The sequence below is a fragment of the Pseudomonas corrugata genome (genome assembly GCF_001269905.1).
In the GTDB taxonomy this organism is placed as follows: domain Bacteria; phylum Pseudomonadota; class Gammaproteobacteria; order Pseudomonadales; family Pseudomonadaceae; genus Aquipseudomonas; species Aquipseudomonas corrugata.
In genome coordinates this window covers 1-12,726 of sequence record NZ_LHVK01000016.1, presented here as the reverse complement: position 1 = coordinate 12,726, position 12,726 = coordinate 1, and the positions used below count along the sequence as shown (strand labels likewise).

Below are 12,726 nucleotides of genomic sequence, written 5' to 3'. Positions count from 1 at the left end.
CGTGGTTATCTCAATCGTGATGACCTGACCGCCGAGCGTTTCCTCAGCGATCCCTTCAGCTGTTCACCCAATGCCCGGATGTACAAGACCGGCGACCTCGGCCGTTATCTCCCGGACGGCAACATCGAATACCTGGGCCGTAACGACGACCAGGTGAAGATCCGGGGTTTCCGCATCGAACTGGGCGAGATCGAAGCCAAGCTTGCCCAACATGACGCTGTGAAAGAAGCGGTGGTGCTGGCCCGTGAAGACGTGCCGGGCGACAAGCGCCTGGTGGCTTATTTCACTCAATCCGAAGCGGTGGACATTGAGATCCTGCGCAGCCATCTGCAAGCGCAATTGCCGGCCTATATGGTCCCGGTGGCCTACGTGCAGCTTGATGCACTGCCCCTGACCCCCAACGGCAAGCTCGACCGCAAGGCCTTGCCGGCGCCGGAACACGATGCGCTCATCACCCGCGGCTACGAAGCGCCACAAGGTGAGACTGAAATCGCCCTGGCGCAGATCTGGCAGGACCTGTTGGGCCTGCAACAAGTGGGGCGTCACGACCACTTCTTCGAGCTGGGCGGCCATTCGCTGCTGGCCGTCAGCCTGATCGGGCGCATGCGCCAGCTCGGCTGGTCGGCGGACATCCGTGTGCTGTTTGGTCAGCCGACCTTGATGGCGCTGGCCGCCGCGGTCGGTAGCGGTCGCGATGTCGAGGTGCCGGACAACGGCATTCTGTTGGGGAGCACTCGGATCACGCCGTCGATGCTGCCGCTGGTCGCTCTGGACCAGCAGGCTATCGACCGCATCGTCGCGACGGTGCCGGGTGGTGCGCGCAATGTGCAGGACATCTATCCTCTGGCACCGTTGCAGGAAGGCATTCTCTACCACCACATTGCAGCGGCCACTGGTGACCCCTATGTGTTGCAGGCGACATTCACCGTCACCGACCATGAGCGCCTGGACGCATTTGCCCATGCGCTGCAGGCGGTGATCGATCGCCATGACATCCTGCGTACGTCGGTGGTCTGGGAAGGCCTGGACGAGCCGGTGCAAGTGGTCTGGCGCAAAGCGCAGCTGGCGGTCGAGGAGGTGGTGCTGGCCGCCGAGGCGGGGGATATCGCCGGACAGCTGCGCGAGCGCTTCGACACACTGCATTACCGTCTCGACATGCAACAGGCACCGCTGATGCGCATTGCCTTTGCCCATGACCCGGCCAACCAGCGCTGGGTCGCGCTGTTGCTGTTCCATCACATGGCACTGGATCACACGGCACTGGAAGTGGTGCGCCACGAAATACAGGCGCATCTGCTGGGCCAGGGCGATCAATTGGGTGAAGCGGCACCGTTCCGTAACTACGTGGCTCAGGCCCGCCTGGGTGTCAGCCGCGAGGAACATGAAGCATTCTTCCGCGACATGCTCGGCGACATCGACGAACCGACGCTGCCCTTCGGTGTGCAGGATGTGCGCGGCGACGGCAGCGATATCGAGGAGGCCGGGTTGCACCTTTGCGCAGACCTGAGTCGCCGCCTGCGGGCCCAGGCCCGGACGTTGGGCGTGAGTGCGGCGAGCCTGCATCACCTGGCCTGGGCGCGGGTGCTGAGCCAGGTGTCCGGCAAACAGGACGTAGTATTCGGCACTGTGTTGATGGGCCGGATGCAGGGTGGCGACGGTGCTGAGCATGCATTGGGCATGTTCATCAACACCTTGCCGCTTCGGCTGGACGTGGGCGATCAGGATGTGCGCGGCAGTACCAAGGCCGCACATGCCCGGTTGACCGGCCTGCTGGGTCATGAGCATGCGTCCCTGGCCCTGGCCCAGCGTTGCAGCGGCGTGGTCGCGCCGATGCCGCTGTTCAGTGCCTTGCTCAACTATCGGCACAGCAGCGCGGATGTGACTTCGGCCGATGCATTGGCGGCCTGGAACGGTATCGAGATCCTGAGCAACGAAGAGCGCACCAACTATCCGCTGACCCTGTCGGTGGACGACCTGGGCGAAGATTTCCACCTGACCGCGCTAGCGCTGCCGCAGATCGGTGCGCAGCGGATCTGCGCTTACATGAACGTGGTGCTGGAGAACCTGGTGTCTGCGTTGGAGCAGGCACCACAGACGCCATTGAGCAGCGTAGTGGTCCTGCCGTCGGCCGAGCGTCGTCAACTGCTGGTGGAATTCAATGCCACCACCCGCAGCTATCCGCAGGACAGGACCGTCCATTGTCTGTTCGAGGCACGGGTGCGGGCCAATCCCGAGGCGCTGGCGGCAGTGCATGACGAGCACAGCCTGACCTACACCGAGCTGAACGACCGGGCCAATCGCCTGGCCCGTCATCTGGTCGGCCTGGGCGTACAGCCGGGGGAGCGCGTGGCGATTTTGCTGGAGCGCTCTCTTGAACTGTTGGTCAGCCAACTGGCGGTGCTCAAATGCGCCGCCGCCTTTGTGCCGCTGGATATCCACGCGCCTCTGGAACGCCAGCAGTTCATGGTTGAAGACAGCGGGGCGCGGGTGCTGCTGACCCTGAGTGCCACGACCGCGACGCGAGGCCCTGTGCGTGTCGACCTGGATTGCGTGGTGCTGGATGAAGCACCCGCAAATCTCGACCTGACGCAGAGCGCCGAATCGGTTGCCTACATCATGTACACCTCGGGCTCTACCGGCACACCGAAGGGTGTGCTGGTGCCGCATCGGGCGATCAACCGCTTGGTGATCAACAACGGTTATGCCGACTTCAACGAGCAGGACCGGGTGGCGTTCGCTTCGAACCCGGCCTTCGACGCCAGTACGCTCGACGTCTGGGCGCCGCTGCTCAATGGCGGTTGCGTGGTGGTGGTCGAGCAGGATGTGTTGCTATCCCAGGAGCGGTTCGCGGCGTTGTTGACCGAGCAATCGGTCAGCGTGTTGTGGATGACCGCCGGCCTGTTCCATCAGTACGCCGACGGCCTGCTGCCAGTGTTCAAACAGCTGCGCTACCTGATCGTGGGTGGCGACGTGCTGGATCCGGCGGTGATCGGTCGCGTCCTGAAAGATGGCGCACCGCAGCATCTGCTCAACGGCTATGGCCCGACGGAAGCGACCACGTTCACCACCACGCACGAAATCCGTACCGTGGGCGAGGGGGGGATTCCGATTGGTCGTCCCGTCGGCAACAGTCGGGTCTATGTGCTGGACGCCCAACAGCAACCCGTGCCGGTGGGTGTGGCGGGCGAGCTGTACATTGGTGGTGACGGTGTAGCCCTTGGTTACCTGAACCGTCCGGAACTGACCGCCGAGAAGTTCGTCGCCGACCCGTTCAGCGCCGATCCGGCGGCTTTGCTCTACCGCACCGGCGACCTGGCGCGCTGGCGTGCCGACGGCGCCGTGGATTACCTGGGGCGTAACGACGATCAGGTGAAGATCCGTGGCTTCCGTATTGAACTGGGCGAGATCGAGGCCCGGTTGGCCCAGTGCGCCGGCGTGAAAGACGCCGTGGTGCTGGCGCGCCAGGACGAAGCCGGGCCGAAACGCCTGGTGGGTTATGTGATTCCGGAAGCGGACATCACCCTGTCGGTACACGAGCTGCGTAGCCAACTGGCCAGCACGCTGGCCGAGTACATGGTCCCCAGCGCTTTTGTGGTGCTGCCATTCTTCCCATTGACCGCCAACGGCAAGCTGGACCGTCGCGCACTGCCGGCACCGGACGCCGAGGCCTATGCCAGTCGCGAATACGAAGCCCCGCAGGGCGAGATCGAAACCACCCTGGCCCGGCTCTGGGCCGAGCTGCTCAAGGTCGAGCAGATCGGTCGCCACGATCACTTCTTCGAACTGGGCGGTCATTCGCTGCTGGCGGTGACCCTGATCGAGCGCATGCGCCAGGCCGGTCTGAGTGCCGATGTGCGCGTGCTGTTCAGTCAGCCAACCCTGGCCGCGCTGGCCGCGGCGGTGGGCAGTGGCAAAGAAATTGCGGTTCCCGATAACCTGATTCCGCTGGATTGTGAACACATCACTCCGGAGCTGTTGCCGCTGGTCAACCTGACCCAGGACACGATCGACCAGATCGTGGCGACCGTGCCGGGCGGTGCCCGTAATGTGCAGGACATCTACCCGTTGGCGCCGTTGCAGGAAGGGATTCTCTATCACCACCTGGCGGCGGAGCAGGGCGATCCCTACGTGCTCCAGTCGCAGTTCGCTTTTGATAGCCTCGGACGCTTCGAGGCATTCGTCGAGGCGTTGCAGGTGGTGATCGACCGCCACGATATCCTGCGCACCAGCGTGGCCTGGGAAGGCCTGGACGAACCGCTGCAGTTGGTCTGGCGCCAGGTGAAGCTGGAGCCGCAACGCTTCGAAGCCGATGCCACGGCCGGCGATGTCGCCACGCAACTGGCAAGCCGCTTCGATGCGCGCCACTACCGGCTGGACCTGCGCCGTGCACCGATGTTGCAACTGGTCTACAGCCAGGACGAAGCCCAGGACCGCTGGGTGGCGATCCTGCTGTTCCATCACATGGCGCTGGACCACACCGCGCTGGATGTGATGCAGCATGAAATGCAATTGCACCTGCTGGGACAAGGCGAGCAGTTGGGTGCAGCGATGCCTTATCGCAACTATGTGGCCCAGGCACGACTGGGTGCGAGCGAGGCGGAGCACGAGGCGTTCTTCCGCGACATGCTCGGCGATATCGATGAGCCAACACTGCCCTTCGGCTTGCAGGATGTGCAGGGGGATGGTCATGGCATCGATGAGGTCCGCGAGCCGGTGGATCTCGAACTGTCCAGGCGCCTGCGGGCCCAGGCCCGGCAATTGGGCGTCAGCGCCGCCAGCCTGGTGCACCTGGCCTGGGCGCAAGTGCTGGGCAAGGTGTCCGGCAGCCAGCAGGTGGTGTTCGGCACGGTATTGCTGGGCCGGATGCAGGGCGGCGAGGGGGCCGACCGGGCGCTGGGGATGTTCATCAACACCTTGCCGTTGCGCGTGGACGTGGGCGCCCAGGATGTTCGTACCGGGGTCAAGGCGACCCACGCCCGATTGACGGATTTGCTGGGCCATGAACATGCCTCCCTGGCGCTGGCCCAGCGCTGCAGTGGCGTGGCGGCGCCGACGCCGCTGTTCAGCGCCTTGCTCAACTACCGGCACAGCGCCGCCGAGGTGACCCAGGACGCCCTCACGGCCTGGAACGGGATCGAGGCGCTCAATGGTGACGAACGTACCAACTACCCGCTGACCCTTAACGTCGATGATCTCGGGGAAGGTTTCTCCCTCACGGCCCTGGTCGATACCTCGATCGGTGCCGCACGCATCTGCGGTTACATGCAGATGGCACTGGACAGTCTGGTCACCGCCCTGGAGCAAGCGCCGCACACTGCGCTGCACGCCTTGACGGTCCTGCCGCCAGCTGAACGCCGGCAGTTGCTGGAAACCTGGAACACCCGGGATGCCGAATATGCCGCAGACGCCCTGATCCATCGTCAATTCGAAGCCTGGGCAATGGCCCAGCCGGACGCCGTGGCGGTGGTCCATGAAGACCAGACGCTGACCTACGGTCAACTCAATGCCCGCGCGAACCAGTTGGCCCACAGCCTGTTGGCCGTGGGTATTCGTCCGGACGACCGGGTAGCGATCTGTGTCGAGCGCGGCCTGGACATGATCGTCGGCCTGTTGGGCATCCTCAAGGCGGGGGCGGGCTACGTGCCGCTGGACCCGGCCTATCCGGCGGAACGCATCGCCTACATGCTGCACGACAGCCGCCCGGTGGCGCTGGTAACCCAGCGTGAGTGGTGTGAAACCCTGCCGCCATTGAGCGTGCCGACCGTGCTGCTCGATCCGCTCGAAGCCAGCGAAATGGAGCAGCAGCCACGGCATAACCCGGATGTGCCGGGCCTTGGGGCCAGTCACCTGGCCTATGTGATCTACACCTCCGGCTCGACCGGCTTGCCCAAAGGCGTGATGGTCGAACACCGCAACGTCGCGCGGTTGTTCTCGGCCACCCAGCCGTGGTTCGATTTCGGCCCGCAAGACGTCTGGGCACTGTTCCATTCCTTCGCCTTCGATTTCTCGGTCTGGGAAATCTGGGGCGCATTGACCCACGGCGGACGCCTGCTGGTGGTGCCGCAACTGGTCAGCCGCTCGCCGCAATACTGCTATGCGCTGCTGTGCGAGGCCGGGGTGACCATCCTCAACCAGACGCCGAGCGCGTTCCGCCAGTTGATCGCGGCCCAGGGCGAGAGCGACCTGGACCACAGCCTGCGGCAGGTGATCTTCGGCGGCGAAGCGCTGGAAACCGGGATCCTCAAGCCCTGGTACGCTCGTCAAGCCAATGCCCGCACGCAACTGGTGAACATGTATGGCATCACCGAAACCACCGTGCATGTGACCTACCGTGCGTTGTGTGTCGCCGATGCCCAACTGACCGGCGTCAGCCCCATCGGCAAACGCATTCCTGACTTGCAGTTGTATGTGCTCGACGCCCAACGCGAACCCGTGCCGGTCGGTGTGGTCGGCGAAATGTACGTCGGTGGCGCGGGTGTGAGCCGCGGTTATCTGAATCGCGATGAACTGACGGCCGAGCGCTTCCTCGACAACCCCTTCAGCGATGAGCCGAATGCCCGCCTGTACAAGACCGGTGACCTCGGTCGCTGGCTGGCGGACGGCAGTATCGAATACCTCGGGCGTAACGATGACCAGGTGAAGATCCGTGGTTTCCGTATCGAGTTGGGCGAGATCGAGGCCAAGCTGGCCGCCTGCAGCGGCGTGCGTGAAGCCGTGGTCCTGGCGCGCCAGGACACCCCGGGTGACCAGCGCCTGGTGGCCTATGTGATTGCCCAAGAGGGTGAGCCACCGTCGGCGGCCGAGCTGCGCGCCGAACTGTTGGGTTCTCTCGCGGAATACATGGTGCCCAGTGCGTTCGTGATGTTGACGGTATTCCCGCTGACCACCAACGGTAAGCTGGACCGCAAGGCCTTACCGGTGCCCGACCAGTCCTCGGTGGTGACCCGCGAATACGAGGCGCCCCAAGGCGAGGTCGAGACAGCGATTGCGCGGATCTGGCAAGACCTGCTGCAGGTGGAGCAGGTCGGCCGTCATGACCATTTCTTTGAAATGGGCGGCCATTCGCTGCTGGCAGTGAAGCTGGTCGAGCGCATGCGCCAGATCGACCTGGCTGCCGACGTCCGCGTACTGTTCGGCCAGCCAACGCTGGCGGCATTGGCGGCGGCCGTAGGCGGCGTGCGCGAAATCGTGGTGCCGGCCAACCTCATTCCCGCCGACTGCACACGGATCACACCGGACATGTTGCCCCTGGTCGATCTGGACCAGGACGGTATCGACCGCGTCGTCGCGTCGGTGCCGGGCGGTGTACGCAACGTGCAGGACATCTACGCCCTGGCACCCTTGCAGGAGGGGATTCTGTATCACCACCTCGCTGCGGCCCAGGGCGACCCCTATCTGCAATATGTCCAGTTTGCCTACGACAGCCGCGCCCGGGTGGACGACTTCGCCAGGGCGTTGCAAGGCGTGGTTTCTCGCCACGATATCCTGCGCACCGGTGTGGTCTGGGAAGGGCTCGACGAGCCGGTACAGGTGGTCTGGCGCGAGGCCCGACTGGGGCTCGATGAGATTGTGCTGGACCCGGCGGCGGGAGATATCGCGCAACAACTGCGCGAGCACCTGGACCCACGGCATTATCGCCTGGACATCCGCCAGGCGCCGATGATGCGCATCGGCTATGCCGAAGACGTGGCGAACAATCGCTGGGTCGGCATGCTGCTGTTCCACCACATGGTCGACGACGCGACGTCCCTGGCCATGCTCACGGCGGAAATCGAAGCCCATGTGATGGGGCGCGAGCATCTGCTGGCAGCCTCGGTGCCGTATCGCAACTACGTAGCCCAGGCCCGTCTGGGCATCAGCCGCGAAGAACACGAAGGATTCTTCCGCGAGATGCTGGGCGATGTGACCGAGCCGACGTTGCCGTTCGGCCTGCAGGATGTGCAGGGCGACGGACGTGGGATCGAAGAAGTCCGCCAGCCGGTCGATGGAGCGTTCAGCCAGCGCTTGCGGGCGCAGGCCCGTCAACTCGGGGTGAGCGCCGCCAGCCTGTATCACCTGGCCTGGGCGCAGGTGCTGGGTCGTGTCTCGGGCAAGGACGACGTCGTGTTCGGCACCGTGTTGCTGGGCCGGATGCAGGGCGGCGAGGGCGCCGACCGGGCACTGGGGATGTTCATCAACACCTTGCCGTTGCGGGTGGAACTGGGCACGCAGGGTGTACGTGCCGGGGTCAAGGCGACCCATGCACGCTTGACCGCTTTGCTCGGCCATGAGCATGCCTCGCTGGTCCTGGCCCAGCGTTGCAGCGGCGTGACCGCGCCGGCACCGTTGTTCAGCGCGCTGCTGAACTATCGCCATCTCGGGGCGCAAACGGCCTCCAGCGAAGCCATCGCGGCCTGGGAGGGTATCCAGGTACTGGGCGGCGAAGAGCGGACCAATTATCCGCTGACGCTGTCGGTGGATGACCTGGGCGAAGGTTTCAACTTGACCGTCATGGCCGAGTCGTCGATCGGCGCAGGGCGTGTCTGCGGCTATGTGCAATGTGTGCTGGAGCATTTGCTGGAGGCGCTGGAACAATCGCCCCTGGCGCCATTGGGCGAGTTGCAGATCCTGCCGCCGGCCGAGCGCCGACAACTGCTGGAAACCTGGAATGCTTCGGAGGTGGCTTACCCCGACAATGCCCTGATTCATGGGCAGTTCGAGGCCCAGGCCGCGGCACAACCTGATGCCGTGGCGGTGGTGTTCGAGAGCCGGACGCTGAGCTACGGCGAACTCAACGCCCGGGCCAACCAGCTCGCGCACCATTTGCTGTCCCTGGGCATCCGCCCGGATGATCGGGTGGCGATCTGTGTCGAGCGTGGCCTGGACATGATGATCGGCCTGTTGGGCATCCTCAAGGCGGGCGCCGGTTATGTGCCGCTGGATCCGGCCTATCCGGCCGAACGCCTCGCCTATCTGTTGCAGGACAGTGCGCCGGTTGCGGTGTTGGCGCAGACCGCGACACGTCGCTTGTTGGCCGACATTTCGCTTCCTGTGGTTGATCTCGATGGTCGCGACTGGCAGGACCAGTCCGTGCGCAATCCGCAGGTGAAGGGGCTCGACTCCAGCCATCTGGCCTATGTGATCTACACCTCGGGTTCGACCGGCTTGCCCAAGGGCGTGATGGTCGAGCACCGCAACGTCGCGCGGCTGTTCTCGGCCACCCAGCCGTGGTTCGACTTCGGCCCGCAAGACGTCTGGGCGCTGTTCCATTCCTTCGCCTTCGACTTCTCGGTCTGGGAAATCTGGGGGGCACTGACCCACGGCGGCCGCCTGTTGGTCGTACCGCAACTGGTCAGCCGTTCGCCGCAGGAATGCTACTCGCTGTTGTGCGAGGCCGGGGTGACCATCCTCAACCAGACGCCAAGCGCATTCCGCCAGTTGATCGCGGCCCAGGGTGAGAGCGACCTGAGCCACAGCCTGCGCCAGGTGATCTTCGGTGGCGAGGCCTTGGAAACCGGCATCCTCAAGCAATGGTACGCCCGGGCAATCAATGCCGGCACGCAACTGGTGAACATGTACGGCATCACCGAAACCACCGTACACGTGACCTATCGTGCACTGTGTGCGGCGGATGCGCAGTTGGTCGGCGTCAGCCCGATTGGCGGACGCATTCCCGATCTGCAGCTGTACGTGCTCGATGCTCAACGCGAGCCGGTACCGGTCGGCGTAGTGGGTGAGATGTACGTCGGTGGCGCGGGCGTCAGCCGCGGTTACCTGAACCGCGCCGAGCTGACCGCCGAGCGTTTCCTGAAGAACCCCTTCAGCAATGAGCCGAACGCACGGATGTACAAGACGGGCGACCTGGGTCGTTGGCTGGCCGATGGCAGCATCGAATACCTTGGCCGTAACGATGACCAGGTGAAGATCCGTGGTTTCCGTATCGAACTGGGCGAGATCGAAGCAGCGCTGGCGGCTTGCGAAGGGGTCAGCGAGGCGGTGGTCATCGCCCGCGAGGACGAGACGGGCGACAAGCGTCTGGTGGCCTACGTGATTGCCGGGGAAAATGCCCAACCGTCCGCGGCTGAACTGCGTACCCAGCTGCTGGGCTCGCTGGCGGACTACATGGTGCCGAGCGCCTTCGTGCTGCTGGAAGCTTTCCCGCTGACCACCAACGGCAAGCTGGACCGCAAGGCCTTGCCGGCGCCGGATCAGTCGGCGGTGATCAGCCGTGAATACGAAGCCCCGCAAGGAGAAGTGGAAAGCGCCATTGCCCGGATCTGGCAGGATTTGCTCAAGCTCGAACGAGTGGGGCGCCACGACAACTTCTTCGAATTGGGCGGTCATTCGCTGCTGGCGGTGAAGTTGATCGAGCGCATGCGCCAGGTCGATCTGTCCGCCGATGTGCGGGTGCTGTTCGGCCAGCCGACATTGGCTGCGCTGGCTGCTGCGGTCGGCGGACACGCAGACGTCGTGGTGCCGACCAACCTCATTCCTGCTGGCTGCACGCGAATCACCCCGGACATGTTGCCCCTGGCCGATCTGGACCAGGAGGCCATCGACCGGATCGTGGCCGCAGTGCCTGGCGGCGTCGCCAACGTGCAGGACATCTATGCCCTGGCGCCGTTGCAGGAAGGCATTCTCTACCATCACCTGGCCGCGGAACAGGGCGACCCCTACGTGTTGCAGGTGATGTTCGGCTTTGACAGTCGCGAGCGCCTGCAAGCCTTTGCCCAGGCTTTGCAGAGCGTGGTGTCGCGTAACGATATCCTGCGCACCAGCATGGCCTGGCAGGGCCTGGAGTCACCGGTGCAGGTGGTCTGGCGCCACGCGACGCTGGCCCTTGAAGAAATCGGGCTGGATCCGGCGGCGGGCGATGCAGTGCAACAGTTGCACGAACGCTTCGACCCGCGTCACTACCGCCTCGACATTGCCCAGGCACCGTTGATGCGGCTGGCCTATGCCCAGGATCTGGCGAACCAGCGTTGGGTCGGCATGCTGCTGTTCCATCACGTGGCGCTGGACCACACCGCCCTTGAGGTGGTGGTGCATGAAATGCAGGCCAGCCTGCTGGACCAGGCAGAGCTGCTCGCACCGGCTGTGCCGTACCGCAATCATGTCGCCCAGGCCCGGTTGGGCGTGAGTCGCGAACAGCACGAAGCGTTCTTCCGCGACATGCTGGGTGACATCGACGAACCGACGTTGCCGTTCGGTCTGCTGAATGTGCAGGGCGACGGCAGTGGCATCGAAGAAGTGCAACAAGGCGTGGATGCGGCATTGGCCCAGCGCTTGCGGGCGCAGGCCCGTCAGCTCGGGGTGAGTGCGGCGAGCCTGGTCCACCTGGCCTGGGGCCAGGTAGTCGGGCGCGTCTCAGGGCGTGAAGAAGTGGTGTTCGGCACCGTACTGATGGGCCGGATGCAGGGCGGCGACGGTGCAGACCGGGCGCTGGGGATGTTTATCAACACCTTGCCGCTGCGGGTGAGTGTGGGGCAAACCGACGTCCGTACAGGCGTGAAGGCCACCCACGCCCGGTTGAGCGGATTGCTGGGGCATGAACATGCTTCCCTGGCCTTGGCCCAGCGTTGCAGCGGCGTACCGGCCTCGCTTCCATTATTCAGCACGCTGTTGAACTATCGGCACAGCGCCGGTGAAGCCGCGTCCGAGCAGGCCATCTCGGCCTGGCACGGGATTCACACCCTGGGCATGGAAGAGCGGACCAACTACCCGTTGTGCCTGAACGTCGACGACCTCGGCGAAGGTTTCCTGCTGACGGCCCAGGCGGTGGTCGAAGTGGGTGCGCGACGTGTCTGCGGCTACATGCATAGGGCGCTGGAGAGCCTGGTGCAGGCGCTGGAGCATGCACCTGACGCGCCGTTGCGCGAGTTGTCGATTGTACCTGCCGACGAGCGCGAGCAATTGCTGGTGGCGTTCAACGCCACTGACGCCGAGTATCCACTGGAACAGACCATTCACGGCTTGTTCGAGGACCAGGTGCGGCGCACGCCGGATGCGCTGGCGGTGCGTCATGGCCGGCACCAGCTCAACTATCGCGAACTCAATGGACTCGCCAACCGGTTGGCCCATTACCTGCGCAAGCAGGGTGTGCAGCCGGACTCGCGGGTGGCGATCTGCGTCGAGCGTGGTCTGGACATGGTCGTTGGGTTGCTGGCGATCCTGAAAGCCGGTGGCGGTTACGTGCCACTGGATCCGGCCTATCCGGTGGATCGGATTGCCTACATGCTGGAGGACAGTGCTCCGGCGGCGATCCTGGTGCAGACGGCCACACGTGGCTTGCTGGGCGAGACGGCAATCCCGTTGATCGATCTCGACAAAGGCATCTGGCAGGACGAGGCGGCGCCCAATCCGCAGGTCGATGGCCTGACGTCGGCGCATCTGGCCTACGTGATCTACACCTCCGGTTCCACCGGTTTGCCGAAAGGCGTGATGATCGAGCACCGCAACACGGTGAACTTCCTGACTTGGGCCCATCGGTCGTTCGATGCGCAAACCCTGTCGAAAACCCTGTTCTCGACCTCGCTGAACTTCGACCTGGCGGTCTACGAGTGCTTCGCGCCGTTGACTAGCGGCGGCAGCATCGAGGTGGTCACTAATGTGCTGGAACTGCAACAGGGCGAGCACGACATCACCCTGATCAACACCGTGCCGTCGGCGCTCAAGGCGCTGTTGGAATCCGGTGGTTTGAGCGATGGCGTCGATACGGTCAACGTGGCCGGCGAAGCGCTCAAGCGT

The 12,726-nt window shown here is 64.4% G+C and carries 1 protein-coding gene; it reads left to right on the top strand.

Annotated features, from left to right (window positions below; genetic code table 11):
* A partial coding sequence (locus tag AD665_RS21865) for a non-ribosomal peptide synthetase (RefSeq protein WP_155514789.1) occupies nt 1-12,726 on the top strand: 12,726 nt, incomplete at both ends.